The following is a 26,978-nucleotide window of genomic DNA, read 5'->3' on the forward strand; positions in this document are numbered from 1 at the left end:
CATTAAAAACTTAAGAAGTTTAATACCAAAACTTAAAACAATGCAAACACATTATTTATCAGAAGACAACAGTATTCTTAATCATTTTCTTGGCCAAATCAGAAACGTGAATGTGCAGCACGACAGTATGCGTTTTCGAAGAAATATTGAACGCATTGGCGAAGTGATGGCTTATGAATTAAGCAAAGATCTACACTATAAAAATGTGGAGATTCAAACGCCTCTTGGCATCAAAAAAACCACTGAAATAGCTGATCAATTGGTTCTGTGTTCCATTCTTCGCGCAGGTTTGCCGCTTCATTTAGGGTTCTTGAATTATTTTGACAGTGCCGAAAATGGTTTCGTTTCTGCCTACAGGCATCATCCTTATCATGATGATTATTTTGATATTTTAGTCGAATATCAAGCTGTTCCAAATATTGAAAACAAGACCTTACTTTTGATTGATCCAATGCTGGCTACAGGACAATCGATAGTTGCGGTTTTTAATAAATTAATGGAAAAAGGGATTCCGAAAGAAATTCACATTGCCGTAATCATTGCTGCTCCTGAAGGAATTGCGTATCTTGAAAAACATTTGCCGGATTCCTGTCATCTTTGGGTTGCGACTTTGGACGAAAAACTAAACGAAAAGAAATATATCGTTCCTGGACTTGGCGATGCCGGTGATTTGGCTTATGGAAATAAATTATAATTGCGAGAAAAATACAAATAAACTGCAAATAATAAGTACGGCTAAAACCATTTCCTGCTTCAATTGAAGTTGTTTCACTTCGATGTGACTAGTTGCCATCATTGCCAAAGGAGCAATTGTAAAAACTAATAAATCATTGCTTTTGCTAGAAGAAACTGCAAAAATCAGAATTCCAATAAAAAAAGAGCCAATGATTTTTTTATAAGAAGCGTTCAATACTAATGGTCTGTTGGGTAATGATATAAACATAGAAATTACAAAAAACAAAGCAATAGTCAAATAGATTGAAAAGGCTGCATTTTGATAATTATTGGTAAAATAATCCATTTTAAAATCAGTAACTGCATTTGCATTGATGTATCCCAAAACATCTTTTTGGAAAATAACCGAAAAAAGCATGAAAATAATTCCTACAGCAAAAAATGCTATAAAAGGCAAAACCCAGTTTCTATAATCTCTTGAAACGTGAAAAATTATGGAGATAAAAACCAATACAATATAAAGAATACTCCAAAAATGAAATAAGGCTGCCACAAAAATCCATAAAGAGGCATCAAATATTTTTTCTTTAGACGCTTTTAAGGATTGCAACGAAATTAATCTGCGAAGAGCTAATAAGACAAAGAAATTTGATAAAATTAAATTGATGTTGTTTAATAGCGAAGGGGAAAAAAGCAGCAATAAAAAATAGAAAAAAATCGTGTAGCTGCTGTCTTTACTCAAACCGTTTTTCTTGGCAATAAAATTTGTGATAAAAACAGAACCCAGCAAAACAATAAATAACATTGCTTTTTTTAAAATGGAAAAAGCAGATTTTGTCCAAGTTAAATCTTGAAACTGGTAGATTAAAAAGAAAACCAGCATTAAAATTACAACCAAAATTAAATTTAATGGTGTAGATTTTTTAAAAACACTTGTTATCATAAGGATATTTTATACTTTTGTGACTGTAAATATAATACTTGTACAAAGATGAAACGAGCCATATAAAGTTTTTTCATTAAAAATAGATACAATTGCGATTTACATCGAATACAATTAACAAATAAAATTAATGAGATGAAAGCATTTTTTGAAGGAATTCAATGGTTATTTGAAAATATTTTTTTCACGTTACACAATTTTCTTAGAGCCCTTGAGCTTAAAAGTTGGTTTGCTGCCAATACCATAAACTGGATATTTATGATTATCTGTGCTAGTGCAATGGTCTATTGGGTCAAACAATTGAAATTACACCAAGATAGTGGTCAAGAAAATCAAGATACAACGGCTCATTCTTTCTTAAAGTAAGTCGAAGCCAATATCTTTTCTAAAATACATCTTATCAAAATTTAGCTTGTCTATGTTTTGGTAAGATTTTTTTATGGCCTCTTGAAAATCATTTCCATAAGATGTTACTGCCAAAACCCGTCCTCCATTAGTAACCACATTCCCGTTTTCTAATTTTGTTCCTGCGTGAAAAACAATCGAATCTTCGATGGTTGATAATCCTGAAATTACTTTTCCTTTCTCGAAATCTTCAGGATAACCGCCAGAGACAAGCATAATTGTGGTGGCACTTCTCTCGTCAATTTCAAGTGCGAATTCGTCTAGTTTTTCATTGGCTACAGCCAAAAACAATTCCACTAAATCCGACTTCATTCTAGGAACAACCACTTCGGTTTCAGGATCGCCCATTCTCACGTTGTATTCGATAACAATTGGCTCATTATTTACATTAATCAAACCAATAAAAACAAATCCTTTATATTCGATTCCGTCTTTCTGGAAACCTTCAATCGTGGGTTTTACGATACGTGTTTCGATTTTTTCCATCAAAACGGCATCGACATACGGAACTGGAGAAACTGCCCCCATTCCTCCTGTATTCAAACCGGTGTCTCCTTCGCCAATGCGTTTGTAATCTTTAGCTGTTGGCAAAATTTTATAGCTTTTCCCATCCGTCAAAACAAAGCAACTCAATTCAATTCCGTCCAAAAATTCTTCGATTACCACTTTTGAACTTGCTGCACCAAATTTTTGGTTGACCAACATATTTCTTAATTCTTCTTTGGCTTCGGCCAAATCGTGAATGATCAAAACGCCTTTTCCTGCTGCCAATCCATCTGCTTTCAAAACATAAGGCGGTTGCAAAGTTTCCAAGAAATCACATCCTTTTTCCACTGTTTCTGCGGTAAAACTGTCATAAGCTGCAGTTGGGATGTTGTGTTTTATCAAAAATTCTTTGGCAAATTCTTTACTTCCTTCTAAAGTTGCGCCTAACTTTGATGGTCCAATAACCGGAATATCTTTTAAATCACTGTCGCTTTTGAAAAAATCAAAAATCCCTTTTACCAATGGATCTTCCGGGCCAACAACCACCATTTCTACTTTTTCCTGAATCACGAAAGTTTTTATGGAATCAAAATCTGTTGGACTCATATCCACATTATTGGCTATCGAAGCGGTTCCGGCATTTCCCGGAGCTACAAAAAGTTTGTCGCAAAGCGGACTTTGAATCATTTTCCAAGCAAAAGCGTGCTCTCTTCCTCCTGAACCTAAAAGTAAAATTGTCATCGTGTAGTTGTTATGTTTGGCAAAAATAATTGCTTTTAGACTTAAAAAATAATTAATTTTCAAAAAGTTGTAGGTTATTAGGTCATTAGTTCTTCGTAAATATTATTTTTGGTAAAATATATTGGCCAAATGTTTTCATTTTTCGATTTATCGCTCCAATTAAATGGTTTTCCAATACAGGAAGCTAAAGCCGATATGAGAAAAATTGTTGCGCTTCCTCAAGAAGAATTTGAAGTTTTCCTTGAAAACAAAAAGCTTGAAATTGTTGATTATCATTTGAAAAATAATTCTTCCTATCAAAAATTTGTTGGCAAAAGCAGTTTTCAAAATTGGAACGAATTGCCCATAATGACTAAGAAAGACTTTCAAGAGCCTTTAATAGACAGACTTTCAAAAGGATATTCTCCAAAAACCGTTTATGTTAACAAAACTTCAGGCTCGAGTGGTGACCCGTTTATTTTTGCCAAAGACAAATATTGTCATGCGCTAACTTGGGCTTCTAATATATATCGTTTTGGTTGGTTTGGAATTGATTTTAATTCATCATTTCAAGCTCGATTTTATGGAATTCCGTTGGATTTTATCGGCAACAAAAAAGAACGTTTCAAGGATTTTTTGAGCAACCGCTTTCGGTTTTCGATTTTCGATTTATCGGATACTGTTTTAGAAGGTTTTTTAAACGAATTCAAGACTCGAAAGTTTGATTATATCAATGGCTATACAAGTTCAATCGTTTTGTTTGCCAAATTTCTACAGCAGAGAAGTATTATTTTAAAGGATATTTGTCCGACTTTGAAAGTTTGTGTTGTGACTTCTGAAATGCTTTTTGTAGAAGACAAAATATTGTTGGAAAAACAATTTGGATTCCCTGTTGTCAATGAATACGGAGCTTCGGAATTGGATTTGATTGCCTTTCAAAATCCTGAAGGAGAATGGCAAGTCAATTCCGAAACGCTTTTTGTAGAAATTTTGGACGAGGATAACAATGTTTTGCCTTACGGAAAAGAAGGTCGCATCGTGGTTACTTCATTATATAACAAAGCGCATCCGTTTATTCGATACGACATTGGCGACATTGGGATTTTGGATGAAAAAAGCACATCTAAAAAACCTGTCCTTCAACAATTAATGGGTCGGACTAATGATATTGCCATTTTACCAAGCGGAAAAAAATCACCCGGATTGACTTTTTATTACGTGACCAAAAGCATCATCGAAGACGATGGCAATGTAAAAGAATTTATCGTCAAACAAACTAAAATCGATACTTTTGACATTGAATATGTAAGCAAAACAGAATTAAATTTGGAACAAATCCGCAAAATTGAAGCCGCGATTGCCTTATATTTAGAAAAAGGATTGTTTTTTACATTCATCAGAAAAGAAAAACTGGAACGAAGCAAAAGCGGCAAATTGAAACAGTTTGTTTCGTTAATCAAAGAAATAGCCTAATGAAAATAACCATAGTCGCAGGCGCTAGACCTAATTTTATAAAAATCGCACCCATCATCAAAGCGATTGAAAAAAAGCAAAACGAAGGAGCGAATGTTTTCTATCGTTTGGTGCATACGGGTCAGCATTATGACAAAAACCTCAGCGATACTTTTTTCGACGAATTGAATATTCCGAAACCCGACAGCAATCTGGAGGTAAAAAGTGGTTCACAAGCGGAGCAAACAGGAGCGATTATGGTAGCTTTTGAAAAAGAATTGTTGCAAAATCCTTGTGATTTGGTTTTGGTGGTTGGCGATGTCAATTCGACTATGGCTTGTGCGATTGTAGCTAAAAAACAAAACATAAAAGTCGCTCACGTGGAAGCTGGAATTCGGTCTGGTGATATGACAATGCCCGAAGAAATCAATAGAATCGTAACCGACAGCATTACCGATTATTTCTTTACCACCTCAACTTCTGCTTCTGAAAACTTGATAAAATACGGTGTTGATGAAACCAATATTCATTTTGTTGGCAACGTGATGATTGATACTTTATATCAAAATTTAGGCAGAATTTTTGAACCTCTTTTTTGGAATGAATTTCAATTGGAAACAGGGAATTATATCGTTTTAACATTACATCGCCCGTCAAACGTGGATGAAGAACAATCCTTAATTCAGTTACTCCAAGGTATTGATAAAATGGCTGATGGCAAAAAAGTGATTTTCCCCATTCATCCAAGGACAAAAGCAATTTTAGGTGAAACGAATTTAGAACTGAAAAATATCCATTTTGTGGAACCGCAAGGCTATTTGAATTTTATGTACCTCATCAAAAACAGTTTTGCCGTTATTACGGATTCCGGTGGAATTTCGGAGGAAACAACAGTTCTTGGAATACCTTGTTTCACAATGCGAAACAACACCGAAAGACCGGAAACGCAAAGCATTGGAACCAATAAATTAGTGGGAATTTCGATAGGGAATTTAGTAAAATTATTTAGGGAATTTCTTCAAAAAGGAAAGAAAAAATCTGGAATTCCTGAACTTTGGGACGGAAAAGCCTCGGAACGAATTATTGATATTCTGCTTCAAAAATAATGGAAGAAATCCTCATCATATCGAATTATTATCCGCCGGAAAAGGGCGCTGCTGCCAATAGAATTGAACAATTGGCCTTGAAATTACATCAAAACAAGTACAAAGTTTCCGTGCTTTGTCCGCTAGGGAATTACCCAAAAGGAGAATTGTTTCCAGAATACAAAGGCAAGTTTTCAGTAAAGGAAAACCTTCAGGATATAACCGTAAAACGGCTTTGGATTTATCCGAGTGTCAGTAAAAACATTATTAAAAGAACCCTTTCGGTTTTGTCATTTTCTACCGGGTTGTTTTTTTATTTATTGACCAAAAAAACACCCAATAAAGTCGTGGTTCAATCACCTCCGCTGTTATTGTCGTTTGTTTCGGTTTTTGTGCTTTCGATAAAGCGAAAAAAAATAATCTTAAATGTTTCTGATTTGTGGCCATTGGCCGCTATTGAATTAAAAGCACTAAAAAAAGATAGTTTTTCGCATCATATTTCTCTGTTTTTTGAACGATTTATCTATTCAAAAGCAACACTGATTTTTGGCCAATCTAACGAAATCATTACACACATTCATTCTATTTTTCCAAAAAAAGAATGCCATTTATATCGCAATTTTCCCAATCATAAAGCTACGGAAATGGGTTTAGTAAACAGAGTAAACGAACCCATAAAAATATTTTACGCAGGATTGTTAGGTATTGCTCAAGGTGTTTTTGAATTGTGTCAGCAAATTGAATTACAAGATGTAAACATTGAATTACATGTTTTTGGCGACGGTGCAGAGAAATCGCAAATCGAAGACTTAATTAAGCAAAATCCTGAAAAAAAAATATTTTTCCACGGAATGTTAGAGCGAAACTCATTGCACGAAAAACTGCAATCTTTCGACATTGCACTTGTGCCATTAAAAACGAGGATTTATGGCTCAGTCCCTTCAAAAATATTTGAATATGGTGCACTAGGGTTCCCTATTCTATATTTTGGTGGTGGTGAAGGCGAAGCCATAGTAAACGAAAATAATTTGGGTTGGGTTGCTAATGTTGAGGATTTCGAGAGTTTGAATGTTACACTAAAAGAAATTTCAAAAGAAGGTAAAGACAAAATTCAAACAATGAAGAAACAGGTTTTTGTTTATGCTGATAATAATTTTAATCTTGATTTTCAAATAAAAGAATTAATTGAAAAAGGTGTTTTTTAATATGCTTTATCGTCTCCTCTTAAAGTATTAAAAATGGTGTTGAAGATAATTTTAACATCTAATAAAATAGACCAATTTTCCATATAGAAAATATCATATTTTACTCTATTAATGATGTCTTCGTCTGATTCTACTTCGCCACGGAAACCTTTTGTTTGAGCAAGACCAGTGATTCCGGGTTTCACAAAGTGGCGCACCATAAATTTATCTACTTTTAAAGCATATAAGTTGGCAACGCTTACCATATGGGGTCTTGGACCAACAACTGACATTTCACCCATTAAAACATTGAAAAATTGTGGTAGTTCGTCGATACTGGTTTTCCGAATAAATTTACCTACTCTGGTTATCCGAACATCATTTTTTGAGGCTAAATCTAAATCTGCCTTGTCGTTAACCTCCATCGATCTGAATTTATAACAATTGAATTCTTTATAATTTAGTCCGTTCCTTTTTTGAACAAAAAATAAAGGTCCTTTTGACTCCCATTTTATTATTATGGCTAAAATTGGCGTAAGCCAAGACAATAATCCCACTATTATTAATGTTGAAAAAAGAAGGTCAAAAACACGTTTAATAATTTTGTTTAGTGTTTCATCCTGCAAAATATTTCTTAAAGAAATAATCGGTATATAGTCATAATATTCAAACTTAACGCTTCTTGAAAGAATTTGCTTTTCGTTAGGAATGAATTTTAATGTTTTCAAATTATTGTCTGCAAAATAGATGATATCACTTATTTGGCTATCGGATAAATCACTCATCGAGCAATATATTTCATCCGTTTTACTTTCTAAAGCAAAGGAAAGACATTCATCAATCCTTCGCTTTTTATGATCTTCCAGATTAAATACTTTTATTAATTTATATCCGTAATCTGGATTTTCAGTAAAAAATGTTTTTAATGGATTTATATTTTTATTGTTTCCCAATAAAACTACAGTTCTAGAATTCCCTCCAAATAAAACTCTGAATTTTCTCAGAAAATAATAAATTGAAAGCTTGATTAATAAAATTAATACTATTGATAAAACAACGAATAAAACAACTCTTTTTTGATTCGCGGTTTCTGAATAAAAATACTCCAAGACAAGGCAAAATATGGCAAATAAAATTCCTTGTTTTAAGGTGCAATTTAAGATTTTAATTACCTTAGTGTATCGGTATACTTCATAAAAACCAAGGTTTGCAGCTATAATAAACCACGTAAAACTTATAAAAACAGCATAATAAATTTCATTTGCATGAAATGGCATGATATAAAGAGCCAATACATTGATGATTAGCAAATCTATCAAGTAGGAGAAAGGGCGTATATACCCTGAATATCTTCCTGTTTTTGTCTTCATTAATTCATATACTTGGAAAAATCTTTGTGCTCTTCTTTTAAAAGCTCCTCGGTTGACAATGATTTGAAATAGTCGTAAGTTATTTTCATGCCTTCTTCTCTTGAAACTTTGGCATTCCAACCCAGTAATTCTTTAGCTTTTGTGATGTCCGGTTGACGCTGCAAAGGATCATTTATTGGAAGCGGATAATACACTACTTTTTGAGTCGTTCCGGTCAACTTTATGATTTCATCAGCAAAATCCTTGATGGTAATTTCGTCAGGATTTCCAATGTTTACCGGATAAACATAATCTGAATGCAGCAATCTAAAAATGCCTTCCACTTGATCGTCCACATAACAAAAGGAACGCGTTTGCATTCCGTCTCCAAAAATTGTCAAGTCTTCGCCACGAAGCGCTTGGCCAATAAATGCCGGAATAACCCTTCCGTCATTGAGTCTCATTCTGGGTCCATAAGTATTAAAAATTCTTACAATTCTTGTTTCTACACCGTGAAAAGTGTGGTAGGCCATCGTGATAGATTCCTGAAAACGCTTGGCCTCATCATAAACTCCTCTTGGTCCAATGGTGTTTACGTTGCCATAATATTCTTCCGTTTGAGGATGAACCAATGGGTCTCCATACACTTCAGATGTTGATGCAATTAGAATTCTGGCTTTTTTCACTCTTGCCAATCCCAAGAGATTATGAGTTCCCAAAGAACCTACTTTTAAGGTTTGAATTGGGATTTTTAAATAATCAATTGGACTTGCCGGCGATGCAAAATGAAGTATGTAATCCAGTTTTCCTGGAACGTGGACAAATTTGGTAATATCGTGATGATAAAATTCGAAGTTTTCCAGTTTGAATAAATGCTCTATGTTTTTTAAATCCCCTGTAATGAGATTATCCATTCCTATAACAAAATACCCCTCTTTTATGAAACGGTCACAAAGATGTGATCCTAAAAATCCTGCTGCTCCGGTAATTAATATTCTTTTCATCTTTTATTGGCTATTGAAAACCCTTTATTTCACATTAAAAATTTGCTCCAAAATCTTGATTGTAATCAAATAAGTAGGTTTTACTCCCGTTGTTCCCAAACCTCCAGAAGCAAGTGTGCTACCTGTTTCCAAAGGATTATCCGATGCATAATAAGCATATCGAACTTTCACGTTTTGCGGAATACTTTTTCTGATTTTTGAGGCTGATTGAATGGCTTTTTGATAATAAGAACCTTCCATTTCTAACCCGATTACTCCCCAAGTTGATTCGTGAAAGAACTTCAACAAATCTTTGTTTTGCAAAGAGGTGCCAAGAACAGTAACCATTGGTCCTTCAAAAACTGCAATACCATCACCTTCAAACATATCGGCCGTCAATTCATTTTGGAAAAAATAATTGTCAGCAGTTCCTTCATTTATGTGAGCCGCCGGAATCATAATATCCCCTTTTTCACCTTCAAGAATACCTGCTTTTCCCATTATGGAAACAGATTCAACATTTAATAAAGTATTGTCTTTTTTATATGGTTTCAATAATTCGTCAATGGTTTCATATGCTTGTTCGCCAAAAGCATAATCCATTACAATTATTACGGGTTTTTTATCTCCTGTTTTTGCTTTTGGAAACGATGATTTTGCCCAATCAATTTTAGCTGTGTCAAAGATTTGCACATCAATATTGGTTCCTGAATTATCCGGAATCGAAATCATTCCCTGCAATTTTGCAAATTCTTCCACTTGATTCCTAACCTCATTCGCTCCAGATTTACTCAATTCTTCATAAATAAAGAAATCAGATTTGTCCTTAAATTTAGTTTTTAAAACTGTGGTTGCAAAAATGGAATTCATCACACTATGCATATTGGCACTGATAACATGAATTGGTCGGTCTAAAAGTTTATTCTTTTTTAAGACTTCTTTGATGTTCGTTGCCCAAATTTCTCCGTGAATATGATGTCCTAATCGTTCTCTTAAAATTGGACTAAAAGTTATGGTTCTTTTGTTGTCATCAATAACTTCTTCGATAGCTAATTTTCCAAGCCAATAAATAACGTGTAAAAAACGATCTGGCGAAACATCTGAACCAAAAGCATCATAAATGTCCAATACTTCAATAAATGTTCTTCCAAGAATATTTGCGGCGTGTGAAACCGCTTTCTCTTTCTCTATTTGATTAAGCTTTTTCTTCTGAGAAACTGCCAATTCCAGTTTTTGCCAATCTCGAGAGACTTCTCCTGCATCGTCCAATAAAACTCTGTTTCTTATCTTGTGAGATTCAATGAAAATGAAGGTCAAATGCGTCAAAATATCGTAAATATCCGAACGTCCCCGGGTAATTTCAACATTCATTTGTTCTTCGTCAATTCGATAACAATTTCGTCGTCTTTTTGGGGGAACAATTGCCCGAAAATGTGATTTTGAATAGCCTTCGTCCGAAGTTAAATTAATAAATCGACATTCCTCAATTCCTATTGGAAGCCTTTCAATAACATATAAAAGACCACTTAATTCTACTTTTTCTTCTGCAATATTTCCGTAAATTTCAGGACGTAATGTTAATAATGCTTCTCGCAAAGTATCACCTGAAACGCCCATAGGTTTATAAAAACCACGGTTAAACAAATGGCGCATCGTTATGTACATTTTTTCAATTGCCGCCGAAGATTCTTGTGCTCTGGATCTGGATATATTTTTTATTTCTTTCATCTGTAGAAAATATTTGTTTTTTTAAGGAAGATGGAATCACCTACTTTTATTAGTGTTTACGAAATCCATTTGAAATGGCGATTTCATTAATTTTTATTTTGTAACCTCCAAATGTATGGTTTTTATTTCTTTCGAAAAATTATTTTAATTTTGGTTGATAGGTACAGCTTTTCATTTTTAAAAGAATGATGTTTTTTTTATATTGGTTTCTTTTTAAGTAAATCCACTATTTTCCTATCATTGCTTAGCCTGGGAATTTTATTTTGTCCGCCCAGTTTTCCAATGGATTTCATATAATCCTGAAAACCGTTTTTAGCCACTTTTGTTACAACTACTTTGCGCAAAACATTACCCACAATTAAATCATCGTAGTAAATATTTTGTTTGCGCATTGCATTGTCTAATGCTTCTGCAAAAGTTTCCAGATTTTCAGGTTCGTTTTCAAATTCAATAAACCATTCGTGATATGGCAAACCTTCTTTTGGTGTAATTTGTGGCGCAACTGTAAACTCGTTGATGCTAATGGTTGTTCCAATGATTGCTTCCTGCAACGCACTTTCGACCTCTTTTCCAATGACGTGTTCGCCAAAAGCCGAAATATAATGTTTGATTCTGCCCGAAACAATAACGCGATACGGTTTCAAACTCGTAAACTGAACGGTATCGCCAATGTTGTAGCCCCAAAGTCCGGCATTAGTCGAAATTATTAACACATAATTCACGCCCAATTCTACTTTGCCAATGGTGTGCCTTTTTGGGTTTTCGATGTCAAATTCGTCGGTTTTGATGAATTCATAAAAAATTCCGGAGTTCAACAAAAGCAACATTCCTTTTTCCTTTTGGGAATCTTGGTAGGCAAAAAATCCTTCCGAAGCCGGAAATAATTCAATGCTGTCTACTTTTCGTTCAATCAAATTTTCGAATTTGGCTCTATATGGCTCATAGTTTACGCCACCATAAATGAACAAATTGAAGTTTTTGAAAATTTCGCCCACAGGCTTTGCGCCTTTTTGTTGCAATTTTTCAAAATACATTTGCACCCAAGACGGAATCCCTGAAATCACCGTCATATTTTGGTTAAATGTCTCTTCGACAATGGCGTTTACTTTGGTTTCCCAATCATCAATACAATTTGTTTCCCAAGAAGGCAGTCGGTTTTTTTGTAAATATTTTGGAACAAAATGTGCCACGATTCCGGACAATCTTCCTAGTTTTATGCCGTTTTTTTCTTCCAATATTGGACTTCCTTGAAGGAAAATCATTTTTCCATTAACAAAATCAGCTTTACCGGTTTCGTGAATATAATGCAGAATTGCGTTTCGTGCCGCTTCAATGTGAAAAGGCATTGATTCCTTGGTAAGCGGAATGTATTTTGCTCCAGAAGTCGTTCCCGAAGTTTTGGCAAAATAGAGCGGTTTTCCTTTCCAAAGTATATTCTCCTCGCCTTTTACTACTTTATCGACATACGTTTTCAAACCTTCGTAATCGCGAACTGGAACATATTTTGAAAAATCTTCGAAAGTTTTTATTTGGTCAAAATGATGGTCTATACCAAACTGGGTGTTTTTCGCTTGGCGGATTAAATCCTCGAAAACTTTACGTTGAGTTTCTATTGGATTTGTTGCCCAGAGTTGGGTTTTCCGATAGATTTTTTTGGCAAAAAGTTTAGCAAAAAAAGGTTTTAAAGACATTTATTTTTGGGTGTTTTTCTTCGCTTTAGGAAGGTTGTTTTTTTCCTCTTTGGCCACTTGATTTCTTAATTCCAATTCTTCTTTTGAAGCTGAAATATTCACCTGAGATGGAGCTGAATCACTTGAAGCAAGTATGGAATCTTTATTAAATTTTGCATATTCTAATTCGCCCGTCAATACTTTTTGGATTGATTTAATATAAGCTTCATTTCGCTGCAAAGCCAAGGTCAAGGAATCTGATTTTAAAGCTAGTTCGGTGGCATCTCTCTTGAGTTTTGAAGAAGAATATCCAGGAATAAACTCTCTTAAAGGCGTGAAAGCAATGATATAAGTAGTGAAGGAAATTAGTAAAATAGCACCAATAGTAACCGATATAAAAACATTCATCAGATTTAATTTGAAGGAAAAAAGTTCTTCAAATGTTTCCTCGTTCAAAATAACCAATCGGTTTTTTGTAAATAATTTATTGCGAAGTTTTCTTCTTTTAAGTCTATTTTCAGACATATTTTGCTTTTATGTTACAAATATAATAATTAATGTCTTGAAATCAATCGCCTATTTCCTTTATGAAATTTAAAAAATTGAATTGTTTTAGCAATTTTTAACGCTCATAAAACTAAATAATAACTGTAAAATGATTTCAGATAAAGTAATTCTATATATCTTTGTCGCTAGATTTATTACAAATTTGCCACGGCAATAAATTATTTAATTATGGGAAGATTAGGTATCACGGAAATCCTTGTTATATTGGCGGTTGTTTTATTACTTTTTGGAGGTAAAAAAATTCCGGAATTAATGAAAGGTTTAGGTAGCGGAATCAAAGAATTCAAAAACGCAGCTAAAGACGATCAACCAGCGGATAAAAAAGAGACAAAAGAAGAAACTAAAGAATAAATTTCTTTAAATTTCAGCGGTAAAAAATTCCAAACCTCAAGCGATATTCTTTTTGGGTTTGGAATTTTGGTTTATACCACCATCGTCAACTGGATTCTCTTTCTGTCCTCATCAACTTCCGTGACTTTTACCTGAACGTGTTGGTGTAATTTTACCACTTCATTTACGTCAGAAACAAAGCCTGCTTTAAGTTGCGAAATGTGAACCAAGCCACTTTCTTTCAAACCAATATCGACAAAACAACCAAAATTAGTAATGTTATTGACTATTCCAGATAAAATCATTCCGGTTCGAAGGTCTTTTATCGTTTTTACATTCGGGTCAAATTCGAAAACTTTAGCCGATTTTCTTGGGTCTAATCCTGGTTTTTCGAGTTCTTTGATGATGTCTTTTAACGTTAATAAACCTATTTCTGATGTGATATAATTCTCTGGTTTTATTAAAGACGTTTTTTCTTTATTGGCAATCAAATCGTTTACCGAAATTTTCAAATCTTTGGCCATTTTTTCGACAATTCCATACGCTTCGGGATGAACGGCAGAATTATCCAATGGGTTTTTGGCATTCGAAATTCGGATAAAAGCAGCTCCTTGCTGATAGGCTTTTTCGCCTAAACGAGGTACCTTTTTTAACTGCTTTCTATCTTCGAAAGGTCCGTTTTCGGAGCGATATTGCACAATATTTTCGGCCAACTTTTCTCCTATTCCACTCACATAACTCAACAAATGTTTACTCGCCGTGTTGATGTTGATTCCAACTGAATTCACGCAACGAATTACGGTATTATCCAATTCCTCTTTCAGTTTGGTTTGGTCTACATCGTGTTGATATTGTCCTACACCAATGGCTTTCGGGTCAATTTTAACCAATTCGGCCAAAGGATCTGACAATCGTCTTCCTATGGAAACCGAACCACGAACCGTCACGTCATAATTCGGGAATTCCTCTCTCGCAATTTTCGAAGCGGAATACACTGATGCTCCTGCTTCGGAAACGATGAAAACCTGAACCGGTTTATCGAAAGCGATTTTCTTGATAAAGAATTCCGTTTCCCGTGAAGCGGTTCCATTTCCGATGGAAATCGCATCAATTTGATACGCATTGACCATCGAACGAATTTTTTTCATCGCCATTGCGGTTTCGTTCTGTGGCGCATGCGGATAAATGTTTTCGTTGTACAACAAATCTCCTTTTTCGTCCAGACAAACCACTTTGCAGCCGGAACGAAATCCTGGATCAATCGCCAAAATCCGTTTTTCTCCCAAAGGCGGAGCGAGCAATAATTGGCCTAAATTATTGGCAAAAACTTGAATCGAATTGGCATCAGCCTTAACCTTGGCTTCTTGTAAAGCTTCGTTTGAAATCGCTGGATTCAGCAATCTTTTATAACTGTCCTCGATGGCCAATTGTATATGCGGCGTGCTTGGATTTTGACCTTTTAAAACCAATTCGTCAATAATATCATAAGCTTCGTCAATATCAACTTCTACTTTGAACTTGATAAAGCCTTCATTTTCGGCACGGAGCATCGCCAATAATCGGTGTGAGGGCACTTTTGTTAAAGACTCTGACCAATCGAAATATTGGTTGAATTTTTGGGCGTCTTGATCGTCTTTTTTGGTTTTTACCACCTTGGTCGTAATGATTGCTTTCCGTTGAAAAAGTCTTCGCAACTGCTTTCGAACATAAATATTTTCGTTAATCCATTCAGCGATAATGTCGCGTGCGCCTTGCAAAGCGGCATCTTCATTAATCACATTTTCATTCAAATATTTCGTGGCAATAAAATCGACATCGTCGTTTTTTTGCGCCATTATGATTTTAGCCAAGGGTTCCAATCCGTTTTCACGAGCGACATCAGCTTTAGTTTTTTTCTTCTTTTTGAACGGCAAATAGAAATCTTCCAATTCCTGCAAATCGAAGCTTTGCTGAATTTTTTTATCTAATTCGGGTGTTAATGCGTTTTGCTCTTCAATCGATTTTAAAATAGCTTCTTTTCGCTTTACGATGACTTCGTAATCCTTTTGGAGTTTGGCGATTTGCTCGATTTGAACTTCATCTAAATTACCGGTTTTATCCTTTCGATAACGAGAAATAAACGGAATCGTGCAATCTTCTTGTAATAATTGAACTGTGTTTTGAATGTTTATGGATTCCGTGTTAACGGATTTTGAGATGAATTGTATGTTGGTCATTATTTAATTTTGACGTTAATCCTGAACGATGAAATCCTTTGAGGCTTCTTCTTTATTAAATTCGGGTTGAATGTTGATGTGATTGATTTGGAATTTATCTAATAAAACGTGTTCCATTTGATGAACTATTTCATTAAATTCAGACATCTTTATGTCTTCCAGACAATCTAAATGTGCTTCGAGATGCAATTCATCATCATTGAGATTCCAAACGTGAATATGGTGTAATTTATGGACACCGGAGATTTTATGAACTTCGCTAATAATATCATTTATATCAATGTGAACAGGCGTAAAAAGCATCAGCATTTGGGTGGATTTTTTTAGTAAATCAAATCCAACAATTATCAAATAAAGCGCTATTAACATCGTCAATACGCTATCAACCCAATACCATTGAAAATATTTCATCAACAATCCGCCAACTAAAACTGCTACTGAAGCCAACATATCAGTAAATAAATGCAAATAAGCCGATTTCATATTCAGGTTTTTATCCGCGTCATTTTTCAACATTATTACGGACAAACCATTGACAACAATTCCTAAAATTGAAAGCCAAATTACTAATCCAGAAGCAATTTTGTGCGGATTAAAAAACCGTTCCGTTGCTCCATAAATTAAAAACAAAGCTACAATAATCAAAGTCATAGCATTAACAAAAGCAGCAATAAGTTCGGCTCTTTTGTATCCAAAAGTTTGATTTACAGAGGATTTTTTCTTAGATACTTTATTTGCTGCATAGCTAAAAACTAAAGAAAGAACATCGGAAAAATTATGCAAAGCATCAGACATCAATGCTAAACTTCCCGAAAGAATTCCGCCAATAACTTGCGCCACCGTGATTACAAGATTTAAAACAATCGAAAATAAAAGGTTTTTACCTTGTACTTGGTGATGATGGTGGTGATCGTGCGACATTTGTAGTTATTTAATGTCGTTGATAATCGAAATGATTTGGAGTTTTAGTTTCGGTAAATGATTTTGGTAGGTTTCCCAAACCGCATCATGATCCACTTTAAAATATTCGTGAATTAAAAAATTTCGCATTCCTTTGGCTTGAACCCAAGGAACATCTGGATATTTTTTCTTCAATTCTTCTTCGACATTAGCTATTGCTTCGCCAATTATTTCGATATTTCTAAATATAGCATCTTGTTTTATCCAATCTTCTAAATAACCTCCATAAGACAAATCTTTGGTAATTATTTCTATCTTTTCTATGCAATCTATCACATGTTGCAAGCGAAAAATATTTTTATCCTTAACCATAAATAATTTTTAAATCATTTAAAATACTTTCTTTCAATAATGGGTGAATTGAATTTTGAGAAACTAAATCTATCTTTTTATGCAATTTTTTTTGCAATTCGTCTTGAATATCAACAAGCCCAAAAAGAGAAATTGGAGAATTAAAATTATACAAAATATCAATATCGCTCGTTGCGGTTTCTTCATTTCGAGCCACAGATCCAAATAAACCAATACGCTTTGGATTGTAAGGTTTAAAGGTGTCAATAATAATATTTATTTCTTTCTGTGTTAGCATTTTACAAAGTTACACTATATATTAACAACTAATTTTATCCACCCTTGTCTGGTGTCTTCCTCCTTCGAATTCGGTATTCAAAAACGCATCCACCATTTCTACAGCTTGCTGTATTGAAGTGTAACGCGCCGGAATACTTATAATATTAGCATTGTTGTGTTGACGCGTCAAGATGGCGATTTCTTTCATCCAACAAAGACCTGCGCGGACTTTTGGATGTTTATTAACTGTCATTGCTATTCCGTTTCCAGAACCGCAAATCACGATTCCAAAATCTGCTTTTCCTTCAGAAACATCATTGGCAACAGGATGACCAAAATCCGGATAATCTACAGAAGCATCTGTGTCAGTTCCGTAATTAGTTACTTCGTGTCCTTTTGATTCTAAATATTGAACAATCGCTTTTTTATAATCTGGCCCTGCGTGATCGTTTCCAATGGAGATTTTCATAAAATTTTTATTAGTTGTGTTGCGCAAATTTAGGGAAACAATTACTTATTTTTAAAATTATCCTATTAAATATATAACTATCGTAATATTAGTATTCTATATTTTATATAAAACAATATTCATAAAAATTATAGTGAAAAAATGTTTCTAATGTAATTTAATTGTTAAATTATAGTAATGTTAATAGTGTTTTATAAATCCTTGATAATCAGTTAACCTTAAATTAACATAGAATGTTTATAACTTTAGATAGAAAATTAGAACTATTTATTGTTTGTGTCAAATAAAAACGTAATCCAAAACCGGAATGAGATAACCAAAATTAGTTTAGTGAATTTTTAGAAAAGTTATTGATATAAAAAACACTTTTGTTAACAAAAAACCAATAGTAACTTATTTACAAATTGTTTTGTTTTTGATTTGTTAACAGTTGTTAATTATTTTTTTAAATCACTTTAAAATAAATGATTTAGTTTACTATAACTATGTTAATAAGTCGTTATAAAAACATTTAACCATAAAATATTTTTTTTTGCATTAAAGTTATTGTAACTGTTAACACACTATAATAACCATTAAAAAATAAATTAAATTTTCTTTTTCTATTTGTTATTTTTAATAGATGTTGACAACTTTAGAAATTCAAACAATATTTAGATTTGTATTTAATTCGTCTAATATATTTTGAACCTTTTCGAAATCATTATGATGAATTTTGAGTTTTATTCCACCCAGCGCATTCGAATAAAATGGAGCAATCGAAGACATTGTTTCATTTTCGAAATAATATTGAATTTCTTCTTGATCCAGTCTATGTTTTAAAACTACAATTTCGTGCGTGTAATTAAATATTGCTATGGTTTTAAACTCTTCCATTTTTAATTTTTTATAAAGGTACGAAAGTTATTATTTCTTTAAAAACTACATTAGGAATACTGAACACTGAATACTATTTCGTAATTTTAGACTTTTAAGAAAAGATTTATGGGTAAAAAAATGAGAAAACCAGAAAATAAAGAGAAAGACTTCTCTAATAAAATTATAAAAATATTAGCTCAAAATGCCAATAAAGCATTTAATTATAAGCAAATAGCTGCTATTTTAGAAAAAGATGATACCAAAAGTAGGAATGAAATTATAAGAGATTTAAAAATCCTAGCTGCGCAAAAAAAAGTAGTTGAAACAGAACCTAGTAAATATCTTGTTAAAGCAATAAGTCAGGATTATTACGAAGGAACTATCGATATGACAGGTAGAAAAACAGCTTATTTTGTTTGTTCGGAATTAGAAGAGGATGTTTTTATTCCAACAAATAATTTAAACAGAGCTTTAGATAAAGACACAGTAAAAGTGTATGTTTATAATCGTAGAAAAGGGAGAAGACCTGAAGGCGAAGTTATTGAAGTTGTAGAAAGAGCAAAAACTGATTTCGTAGGCGTAATTGATATTCAGAAGAATTTTGCTTTTGTTTCAACTGCAAATCCAAAAATGTATACTGATATTTTTATTCCAAAAGATAAATTAGGTGAAGCAGAACAAGGCGACGTAGTTTTAGTTCATATTGAAGATTGGCCAAAAAAAGCCGATAGTCCTTTTGGAGCTGTAATTAAAGTTCTTGGGAAACCTGGAGAACACGATACCGAAATTCACGCAATTTTAGCTGAATATGGTTTACCTGCAGAATTTCCGGTAGAAGTGGAGGTTTATGCACAGAAAATTGATACCACTATACACGAAACTGAAATTGCAAATCGTCGGGATATGCGTGATACGTTGACTTTCACAATTGATCCAAAAGATGCAAAAGATTTTGATGATGCTTTATCTTTTAAAAAATTAGAAAACGGAAATTATGAAATTGGTATTCACATTGCCGATGTTTCTTATTATTTACAAGAAGGAACAATTCTGGATGATGAAGCGTATCAACGCGCCACGTCTGTATATTTAGTGGATAGAGTTGTGCCAATGTTACCAGAAGTTTTATCAAATTTTGCTTGTTCGTTAAGACCAAGAGAAGAAAAATATACCTTTTCTGCCATATTCGAAATCACCGAAAAATCTCAGGTTGTCAACCAATGGTTTGGTAGAACCGTGATTTTTTCTGACCAACGATTTTCGTATGAAGAAACCCAACATATTATAGAAACAAAAGGAGATATCATTCCAGAAGAAATTTCTATTACCGGTAAATCCTATCAAGTTCCTTCAGCAATTGTAAATGCGACCTTAAAACTAGATAAATTAGCTAAGATTTTCCGAAGAGACCGAATGAATAATGGCGCTATTTCTTTTGATAAAGTCGAAGTAAAATTTAATTTGGATAATGAAGGAGAACCTGAAGGTGTTTATTTTAAAATATCAAAAGATGCCAATCATTTGATTGAAGAATTTATGCTTTTGGCCAATAAAAAAGTGGCGGAATACATTGGAAAACAAAAGAAAACCTTTATTTATCGTATTCACGACGAACCTAATGAAGATAAATTAATTGCAATGCAAACCGTAATTGCAAAATTTGGTTATAAAATAGATTTCAGAAATAAAGGTGATATTTCAAAATCCTTGAATAATTTATTAAGCGATGTTGTTGGAAAAAAAGAGCAAAATTTAATTGATACTCTGGCGATTAGAACAATGAGCAAAGCCAAATATTCTACCGACAATATTGGACATTATGGATTAGCTTTTGATTATTACAGTCATTTTACCTCGCCAATTCGTCGTTATCCTGATGTAATGGTGCATCGATTGTTGCAACATTATCTTGATGGAGGAAAATCTGTTGATGAAGAAAAATATGAAGCAAAATGTTTACATTCTTCTACAATGGAAGGTTTAGCAACTAATGCCGAACGTGATTCCATCAAATATATGCAGGTGAAATATATGCAGAATCACAACGATCAGGAATTTTTAGGCGTAATTTCTGGAGTCACTGAATGGGGAATTTTCGTTGAAATTATCGAAAATAAATGTGAAGGAATGGTTAGAATCCGAGAAATAAAAGACGATTATTACACTTTCGATGAAAAACAATATGCCTTGGTTGGTGCTACTACAAAAGCTTTGTTGCAATTAGGTGACGAAATTTACGTTAAAGTAAAAAATGCCGATTTAGTTAAAAAACAATTGGACTTTAATTTTATAAGAAGAAACGAATAAAAACAAAAAATGAAAAAATTACTAGTTATTACTTTCGTGTTATTAACACAAATCACATTTGCTCAAGTAACAAGAGATCTTGGAGATTTCAACTCAGTTAAAGTATTTGACAAACTCAACGTTAAACTAATTCAATCAACTGAAAACAAAATAATTATCGCCGGAAAAAGAGAAAATGAAGTTATAGTATTGAATAAGAACGGCGAATTAAAGTTAAGGATGCCTTTCCCAAAATTATTGTCTGGGGATGATATTACTATTGAGTTGTATTTCAAAAAAATAGAAGAAATTGAAGCCAATGAAGGAACGTATGTTTCAGGTGATAAAACATTCGAACAAACCTCAATTGATTTAGATGCTAGAGAAGGAGCAGAAATAAATTTAGATGTAGATGTAGAAAAAGTTAATGTTAGAGCGGTAACAGGGGGTGTAATAGAACTTTCAGGTAATGCAACCAATCAAGACGCTATTATTGCCACGGGTGGAATTTATAATGGAAAGGATTTGCAAACATCACAAACATCGATATCCGTATCGGCCGGGGGTCAAGCCGAAGTTTACGCCACTTTATTGGTAGATGCAAAAGTAAAAGCTGGAGGCTCTATAGATATTTATGGAAAACCAAAACAAATCAATCAGAAAACAATTTTAGGGGGAACAATTAGGGAAAAATAATAATTTTTTGATTGTATTTCTATTTTTTAATAAACTTTATTTTTAATGTTAAACGATATTTTATCAGGTATTCCTTGGGGAATATTTTTAAGTTTTATGATTGGCCCTGTTTTTTTTATATTATTGGAAACCAGTATTATAAAAGGATTTAGAGCCGCTTTAGTTTTTGATTTAGGAGTGGTTTTAGGTGATATTGTATTCATTACAGTAGCTTATATTGGAAGTTATAGATTAATAACAAGCATTAAAGATAACTCCGCACTTTTTATGTTTGGAGGAATATTGATGCTGGCTTATGGTGTTATTTCGTATATCAGTTTACACAAAGAAAAAAAGGTTGACACCCATAAAATTGATAACGAAATTATCAGAAAAGATTATTTTGGCTTATTCATAAAAGGCTTTTTTTTAAACATTATTAACATTGGAGTTTTGGGATTTTGGTTGGCCATTATTATTTCAGTTGGACCAAAATTTGAAATGAAAACCTCCAGAATGCTTACTTTCTTCGCCTCCGTAATTTTATCTTATGTATTTGTTGATTGTATTAAAATACTATTAGCCAAGCAGTTAAAAAACAAAATGACTCCAAAAAACATTCTTAAAATCAAAAAAGGAATCAGTATTGTTTTAATGGTTTTTGGAGTGGCTTTAATTGTTCAGGGTTGGTTTCCAAAAGAAAAAGAAAAGTTGAAAGATGTTTTGGAAAGGATTGATAAATAAGTGTTATAAACTTGTAAATTTTTATGAATAAGTAGTAATTATTTGGTAAATCAAATTCAAATGACAAACAGCAATTTTCAGAAACATCCATCAAAAGCTTTAATTAATCTTTACGATGTAAGAAATTTTCAAGGCGCAAATCCAATTGATGCAAAAGTTTTGTTTATAGGTAAAGATCCGAATTGGGCAATAAATATTGAGGAATTATCAATATTCGACCTCGTTAAAGAATACCTAACCGACGGAGTTGGATTTTGGAAAAAATATAATATTCATCATCCTTTTTTACATCCAAAATACGACGGTGAAGGAAAAAAATATCACACGGCGATATCAAAACTAAATCTTGAAAGTAATTTAGCTGACAAAATATCTTTTTTAGAAATCATAGGATTTCCAACAACTGGAATGTCTTCTCTGAACAACAAACGATTTAATGAATATCTTCTGTCTCAAGAAAATAGAAAACATCTCATAGAATTGGATAAATTATTGAATCATCCTGAAAAGTTAGTTTTTTTGTTTTGGGGAATTTTAAATTACCTGAAATATTTAAACAAAAAGACTGGATTGTTTGAAAAATTTTCCAATATTAATAAGCAATCTATGAATAAGACAGATTTAAATAAATGTGGAAATATTTATTTTCATAAACATTTTTCAATGGGAATAAGTCACGAAACATTGCGGAAAATATCTATCGAGATAAGTATTGAACTAAATTAAAACTTCCACTAATCAAAACTTACTTTTTTTTAAAAATGACACAAAAAAAGAGACACATTTCTGTATCTGTTCTTGAGGCATCGTCCAGATTCGAACTATAACTTTACCTAATTTTTCCTAAAAATTAAACATAAAAAAACCTCCAAATTACTTTGAAGGTTTTAGAGGCATCGTCTGGATTCGAACTATAACTTTACTTAATTTTTCCTAAAAATTAAACATAAAAAAACCTCCAAATTGCTTTGAAGGTTTTAGAGGCATCGTCCGGATTCGAACTATAACTTTACCTAATTTTTCCTAAAAATTAAACATAAAAAAACCTCCAAATTGCTTTGAAGGTTTTAGAGGTATCGTCCGGATTCGAACTATAACTTTACCTAATTTTTCCTAAAAATTAAACATAAAAAAACCTCCAAATTACTTTGAAGGTTTTAGAGGCATCGTCCGGATTCGAACTATAACTTTACTTAATTTTTCCTAAAAATTATACACAAAAAAACCCTCAAGTTTCCTTGAAGGTTTTAGAGGCATCGTCCGGATTCGAACCGGAGTAGGAGCTTTTGCAGAGCCCAGCCTAGCCGCTCGGCCACGACGCCAATTATTTATTGGTGTGCAAATATAAGTAAAAGTTTAAAAGTTTAAAGTTTAAAGTTTAAAAATTTTTGTTTATTGATTTCTGCTATCTGCAACCTTAAATCTGCAACCTTAAATCTTAATTCCTATATTCTTCCATTTCTATTGTAACGGCTTCAACATCACCACCAATAGGAGGATTCAGTTTAGAAACCGCCAATGTAATTCTTGAAATTGCCGGTACTTCCTTAAAAATTCTTTTGATAATGCGGTGTGCAACGTGTTCCAACAAATGTGCTCGAATCTCCATTTCTTCCACCACAATTTGGTTTAAAAGCACATAATCAACCGTATCTTTCAAATCATCTGAAAGAGCTGATTTGCGCAAATCGGTTTTCACTTCCAAGTCAACCGAATAATCAGAGCCTATTTTTCCTTCTTCGATTAAACAACCGTGATAAGAGTAGGTTCGAATATTTTTTAGTTTTATAATTCCCATTTTTATAATTTTAATCTTGTGGTATTTGGATCTTGATGATTAGAAGTTACAGCTTGAATAGAAACAATTTTTTCTAATTCATCTACTGTAAAATGAATGGTATAAGGGAATTTCTTTTATGTTAAAATACGAACAATATTGTACTTTTCCTCAAAAAAAGGAATGTTTCTTAATGTTTTACTATAATTTTTAAATTCTAAATAAAAGACTTTTCCTAGTCCTTTACTTTTAGAGTCATAATATTCGGCTGCTTCATTAACTTCAAGTTTAGCTCTTGAAAGTACTTTAATTTTGAAATTATTTACTGCCATTTTTTATCCATCTCTTTTTCAAAGTCTTCCCAATCAATATAATCCTCAGGTTTAGCATTTTTCATACGTTCTAAAACCATTTCTTGTTGCCATAGCGGAACTTCATTCGATACGTTCTCATCAATAGAAACGTCAGGAATATGTTTGAAAAAACTAATAAAAGTTTCGTAAAAACTGTCTGGAATTGTAACGGTTAATTGTCTCATAACGTTTAATATTTATACAAAAATACTAATAAATTTAATTCAAAGTCTATTATCCTAAAGTCTATTATCTATCATCTAAATTTTTATCTTTGCCATTCAAAATAAAAATTATGTCAACCGAAGAGAAATCACTTCATTTTATAGAACAAATCATAGAAGACAGCTTAGCAAGTGGTTTTCCCCAAGAGAATTTACGTTTTCGTTTTCCGCCAGAACCTAATGGTTATTTACATATTGGTCACGCCAAATCGATTTGCCTGAATTTTGGTTTGGGTTTAAAGTACAATGCGCCAGTAAATTTGCGTTTTGACGATACAAATCCTGCCAAAGAAGAGCAAGAATATGTAGATGCTATAAAACACGATTTGCATTGGTTGGGTTTCGAATGGGCCGAAGAGCGTTTTGCTTCTGATTATTTTCAACAACTTTACGATTGGGCAGTTCTAATGATTCAGAACGGAAAAGCCTATGTTGACAGTCAATCTTCGTCAGCTATGGCTGATCAAAAAGGAACTCCAACACAACCAGGAATTGATGGACCGTACAGAAATCGTTCTGTTGAAGAGAATTTGACTTTGTTCCAAGGAATGAAAAACGGTGATTTTCCTGAAGGAAGCCACGTTTTGCGTGCCAAAATTGATATGGCATCCACCAATATGTTGATGCGCGATCCGTTGATGTATAGAGTTTTGCACCGTCATCATCACAGAACAGGAGATGATTGGAAAATCTATCCAATGTATGATTTCGCTCACGGCGAAAGCGATTATATCGAACAAATTTCGCATTCTATTTGCACCTTGGAATTTGTGATGCACAGGGAATTATACAATTGGTTTTTAGACCAGATTTATGATAACAAGAAAGTAAGACCGAATCAGTACGAATTCGCGCGTTTGAACTTGAATTACACCGTAATGAGCAAGCGAAAACTGTTGCAATTGGTTCAGGAAAATATAGTTAATGGTTGGGATGATCCAAGAATGCCAACAATTTCTGGCTTACGACGAAGAGGTTATACAGCGAATTCCATTCGGAAATTTTGTGACATCATTGGCGTTGCAAAAAGAGAAAACGTGATTGATGTTTCACTTTTGGAATTTTGTTTACGTGAAGATTTGAATAAGACTGCGCCAAGAGTTATGGCTGTTTTAGACCCCATAAAAGTAATCATTACCAATTATCCTGAAGGAAAAGAAGAATCTTTGGATGCTGAAAATAATCAAGAAGATGAAAAAGCTGGTTTCAGAAAAGTGCCTTTTTCCAAAGAATTATACATCGAAAGAGAAGATTTTTTAGAAGAAGCACCAGCCAAATTTTTCCGTTTGTCCATTGGTAGAGAAGTACGATTGAAAAACGCTTATATCATCAAAGGCGAAAGCGTTGTAAAAGATTCAGAAGGAAATATAACCGAAATTCACGTTACTTATTACGAGGATTCTCGAAGCGGAAGCGGGAGCGAAGCGAGTCAAAAAAAAGTGGCCGGAACCCTGCATTGGGTTTCCATCAAACACGCTATTGAAGCTGAAGTTCGTTTGTATGACCGACTTTTTATAGATGAATCACCGGATAGCCACAAAGAGAAAAACTTCCTCGATTTTATGAATCCAAATTCTTTACAAATTGTAAAAGGATTTGTGGAACCAAGTCTTTCGGATGTAAAATCAGATGAAAAATTCCAGTTTCAACGTTTGGGTTATTTCAATGTTGACAAGAATTCAACGGCTTCTAAATTAGTTTTCAATAAAACTGTTGGACTAAAAGATGCTTGGGAAGAAAAAGGAAAAAAAGAGGAAAATTTATTGATGAACACCCAAAAAGAAATCAATAAATATGTCAAAGAAAAAGATGAAAATGCAGCAGAAAACCTTCTGAAACCTATTATTGACAACATAAAAAGCATTGATAATTACAGTTTGATTACCCAGACCATTATCAAAAACATTAAAAACGACAACAATTCGTTATTGTTCTCGAATTTAATTTTGAATTATTCGGATAAAGTTTTGGCAAAAGACATCGAACAAGAACCTTTAGCAAAATTATATTCGATGTCGTTAAAAAGTCAATTAGCGTCAGTTCGTTTTTTTGCCATTCAAAATCTGGAAAAAGATTTAGATAATTTGAATGAGTTCAAAGAGCAACTTTCCGATTTGAAAGCCAATGAAAAAAACAAAAAAGTTTTGGAATTACTAAACGAATTATAAGTATAGTTTTTGACAATAAAAATCGCATTAACAATGCGATTTTTTAATTATTGGAAACTTCTATATATTTCCTGTTTATTATAGAATTTTCCAATCAAAAT

At 33.1% G+C, this 26,978-nt stretch carries 27 protein-coding genes and 1 tRNA gene; 11 read left to right on the forward strand and 17 right to left on the reverse strand.

The features are described from left to right. The first annotated feature begins 40 nt into the window (after positions 1–40). On the forward strand, positions 41–694 hold the full coding sequence (gene upp, locus IR213_RS01325) for a uracil phosphoribosyltransferase (RefSeq protein ID WP_194310505.1): 654 nt from the start codon (positions 41–43) through the stop codon (positions 692–694). Here the strand turns inward: upp and IR213_RS01330 are convergent. Further along, positions 689–1,618, reverse strand: a complete 930-nt coding sequence (locus IR213_RS01330; RefSeq protein WP_194310506.1) for a hypothetical protein — start codon at positions 1,616–1,618, stop codon at positions 689–691. The genes upp and IR213_RS01330 overlap by 6 nt on opposite strands. Positions 1,619–1,753: 135 nt before the next feature. Here IR213_RS01330 and IR213_RS01335 point away from each other — a divergent pair, with 135 nt between their 5' ends. After that, positions 1,754–1,984 carry a DUF6341 family protein gene (locus IR213_RS01335; RefSeq protein ID WP_194310507.1) on the forward strand — a complete coding sequence of 77 codons (231 nt, stop codon included), beginning with the start codon at positions 1,754–1,756 and terminating at the stop codon, positions 1,982–1,984. On the opposite strand, the gene purD is transcribed toward IR213_RS01335, so the two are convergent. Further along, positions 1,976–3,250 carry a phosphoribosylamine--glycine ligase gene (gene purD / locus IR213_RS01340; protein WP_194310508.1) on the reverse strand — a complete coding sequence of 425 codons (1,275 nt, stop codon included), beginning with the start codon at positions 3,248–3,250 and terminating at the stop codon, positions 1,976–1,978. The two genes, IR213_RS01335 and purD, sit on opposite strands and share 9 nt — an antisense overlap. A 129-nt stretch (positions 3,251–3,379) precedes the next feature. On the opposite strand from purD, the gene IR213_RS01345 reads away from it, so the two are divergent. The 3 genes from IR213_RS01345 to IR213_RS01355 are packed head-to-tail and all read left to right on the forward strand — an operon-like array spanning position 3,380 to position 6,971. Beyond that, entirely contained in the window at positions 3,380–4,702 is a 1,323-nt protein-coding gene (locus IR213_RS01345; protein ID WP_194310509.1) for a phenylacetate--CoA ligase family protein, read from the forward strand. After that, positions 4,702–5,787, forward strand: a complete 1,086-nt coding sequence (gene wecB / locus IR213_RS01350; RefSeq protein ID WP_194310510.1) for a non-hydrolyzing UDP-N-acetylglucosamine 2-epimerase — start codon at positions 4,702–4,704, stop codon at positions 5,785–5,787. Before IR213_RS01345 ends, wecB begins: the two co-directional genes overlap by 1 nt. Beyond that, positions 5,787–6,971: a glycosyltransferase family 4 protein gene (locus IR213_RS01355; RefSeq protein WP_194310511.1), complete on the forward strand. Its 1,185-nt coding sequence runs from the start codon at positions 5,787–5,789 to the stop codon at positions 6,969–6,971. The genes wecB and IR213_RS01355 overlap by 1 nt, the downstream gene beginning before the upstream one ends. On the opposite strand, the gene IR213_RS01360 is transcribed toward IR213_RS01355, so the two are convergent. The 5 genes from IR213_RS01360 to IR213_RS01380 all read right to left on the reverse strand — a co-directional run bounded on the left by IR213_RS01360 (position 6,968) and on the right by IR213_RS01380 (position 13,205). Then, complete coding sequence (locus IR213_RS01360) at positions 6,968–8,320, reverse strand: exopolysaccharide biosynthesis polyprenyl glycosylphosphotransferase (RefSeq protein ID WP_194310512.1); 1,353 nt, start codon at positions 8,318–8,320, stop codon at positions 6,968–6,970. The genes IR213_RS01355 and IR213_RS01360 overlap by 4 nt on opposite strands. Next, positions 8,320–9,303 (reverse strand): UDP-glucuronic acid decarboxylase family protein, encoded by a 984-nt coding sequence (locus tag IR213_RS01365; protein ID WP_194310513.1) that lies wholly within the window; start codon positions 9,301–9,303, stop codon positions 8,320–8,322. Before IR213_RS01365 ends, IR213_RS01360 begins: the two co-directional genes overlap by 1 nt. A gap of 24 nt (positions 9,304–9,327) precedes the next feature. Next, the gene (locus IR213_RS01370) at positions 9,328–11,010 is read right to left on the reverse strand and encodes a DUF6909 family protein (RefSeq protein ID WP_194310514.1); all 1,683 of its coding nucleotides are present in this window, start codon (positions 11,008–11,010) and stop codon (positions 9,328–9,330) included. A 197-nt stretch (positions 11,011–11,207) separates the two neighbouring features. Then, positions 11,208–12,701: a GH3 family domain-containing protein gene (locus tag IR213_RS01375; protein WP_194310515.1), complete on the reverse strand. Its 1,494-nt coding sequence runs from the start codon at positions 12,699–12,701 to the stop codon at positions 11,208–11,210. Continuing rightward, positions 12,702–13,205, reverse strand: a complete 504-nt coding sequence (locus IR213_RS01380) for a peptidase (protein WP_194310516.1) — start codon at positions 13,203–13,205, stop codon at positions 12,702–12,704. A 210-nt stretch (positions 13,206–13,415) separates the two neighbouring features. Here IR213_RS01380 and tatA point away from each other — a divergent pair, with 210 nt between their 5' ends. Further along, positions 13,416–13,598: a twin-arginine translocase TatA/TatE family subunit gene (gene tatA / locus IR213_RS01385; RefSeq protein ID WP_194310517.1), complete on the forward strand. Its 183-nt coding sequence runs from the start codon at positions 13,416–13,418 to the stop codon at positions 13,596–13,598. 71 nt (positions 13,599–13,669) lie between these two features. Here tatA and IR213_RS01390 read toward each other — a convergent pair whose 3' ends face one another. The 6 genes from IR213_RS01390 to IR213_RS01415 form a co-directional block, all read right to left on the reverse strand. After that, a complete protein-coding gene (locus IR213_RS01390) occupies positions 13,670–15,793 on the reverse strand; it encodes a Tex family protein (RefSeq protein ID WP_194310518.1) in 2,124 nt (707 codons plus the stop codon). 15 nt (positions 15,794–15,808) lie between these two features. Further along, positions 15,809–16,714: a cation diffusion facilitator family transporter gene (locus IR213_RS01395; RefSeq protein ID WP_194310519.1), complete on the reverse strand. Its 906-nt coding sequence runs from the start codon at positions 16,712–16,714 to the stop codon at positions 15,809–15,811. A 6-nt stretch (positions 16,715–16,720) separates the two neighbouring features. Further along, a complete protein-coding gene (locus tag IR213_RS01400; protein WP_194310520.1) occupies positions 16,721–17,065 on the reverse strand; it encodes a HepT-like ribonuclease domain-containing protein in 345 nt (114 codons plus the stop codon). Then, positions 17,058–17,342, reverse strand: coding sequence for a nucleotidyltransferase family protein (locus IR213_RS01405; RefSeq protein WP_194310521.1), 285 nt, complete (start codon positions 17,340–17,342; stop codon positions 17,058–17,060). Before IR213_RS01405 ends, IR213_RS01400 begins: the two co-directional genes overlap by 8 nt. A gap of 21 nt (positions 17,343–17,363) precedes the next feature. Beyond that, on the reverse strand, positions 17,364–17,792 hold the full coding sequence (gene rpiB, locus IR213_RS01410; RefSeq protein ID WP_194310522.1) for a ribose 5-phosphate isomerase B: 429 nt from the start codon (positions 17,790–17,792) through the stop codon (positions 17,364–17,366). Between the two features lie 642 nt (positions 17,793–18,434). Next, on the reverse strand, positions 18,435–18,668 hold the full coding sequence (locus tag IR213_RS01415) for a DUF2007 domain-containing protein (protein WP_194310523.1): 234 nt from the start codon (positions 18,666–18,668) through the stop codon (positions 18,435–18,437). A 108-nt stretch (positions 18,669–18,776) separates the two neighbouring features. On the opposite strand from IR213_RS01415, the gene rnr reads away from it, so the two are divergent. Genes rnr through IR213_RS01435 form a run of 4 tightly spaced genes read left to right on the forward strand, consistent with a single transcriptional unit; the run spans position 18,777 to position 23,081 of the window. Then, the gene (rnr, locus tag IR213_RS01420) at positions 18,777–20,957 is read left to right on the forward strand and encodes a ribonuclease R (protein WP_194310524.1); all 2,181 of its coding nucleotides are present in this window, start codon (positions 18,777–18,779) and stop codon (positions 20,955–20,957) included. Positions 20,958–20,966: 9 nt separating this feature from the next. Next, a complete protein-coding gene (locus IR213_RS01425) occupies positions 20,967–21,632 on the forward strand; it encodes a head GIN domain-containing protein (RefSeq protein WP_194310525.1) in 666 nt (221 codons plus the stop codon). Between the two features lie 45 nt (positions 21,633–21,677). Continuing rightward, on the forward strand, positions 21,678–22,355 hold the full coding sequence (locus IR213_RS01430; RefSeq protein ID WP_194310526.1) for a LysE family translocator: 678 nt from the start codon (positions 21,678–21,680) through the stop codon (positions 22,353–22,355). Between the two features lie 60 nt (positions 22,356–22,415). After that, a complete protein-coding gene (locus tag IR213_RS01435) occupies positions 22,416–23,081 on the forward strand; it encodes a hypothetical protein (RefSeq protein ID WP_194310527.1) in 666 nt (221 codons plus the stop codon). 525 nt (positions 23,082–23,606) lie between these two features. On the opposite strand, the gene IR213_RS01440 is transcribed toward IR213_RS01435, so the two are convergent. From IR213_RS01440 to IR213_RS01455, 4 genes are all read right to left on the reverse strand, one after another. After that, positions 23,607–23,677, reverse strand: a tRNA-Cys gene (locus IR213_RS01440). Between the two features lie 116 nt (positions 23,678–23,793). Then, complete coding sequence (gene folB / locus IR213_RS01445) at positions 23,794–24,153, reverse strand: dihydroneopterin aldolase (protein ID WP_194310528.1); 360 nt, start codon at positions 24,151–24,153, stop codon at positions 23,794–23,796. 116 nt (positions 24,154–24,269) lie between these two features. Further along, a complete protein-coding gene (locus tag IR213_RS01450) occupies positions 24,270–24,464 on the reverse strand; it encodes a hypothetical protein (RefSeq protein WP_194310529.1) in 195 nt (64 codons plus the stop codon). Further along, complete coding sequence (locus tag IR213_RS01455) at positions 24,455–24,670, reverse strand: hypothetical protein (RefSeq protein ID WP_194310530.1); 216 nt, start codon at positions 24,668–24,670, stop codon at positions 24,455–24,457. The genes IR213_RS01450 and IR213_RS01455 overlap by 10 nt, the downstream gene beginning before the upstream one ends. Before the next feature lie 110 nt (positions 24,671–24,780). Between IR213_RS01455 and IR213_RS01460 the strand changes: the two genes are divergently transcribed. Then, positions 24,781–26,877, forward strand: a complete 2,097-nt coding sequence (locus tag IR213_RS01460; RefSeq protein ID WP_194310531.1) for a glutamine--tRNA ligase/YqeY domain fusion protein — start codon at positions 24,781–24,783, stop codon at positions 26,875–26,877. Positions 26,878–26,978 lie beyond the last annotated feature (101 nt).

This window comes from Flavobacterium soyangense, assembly GCF_015277675.1.
GTDB classification, from domain to species: domain Bacteria; phylum Bacteroidota; class Bacteroidia; order Flavobacteriales; family Flavobacteriaceae; genus Flavobacterium; species Flavobacterium soyangense.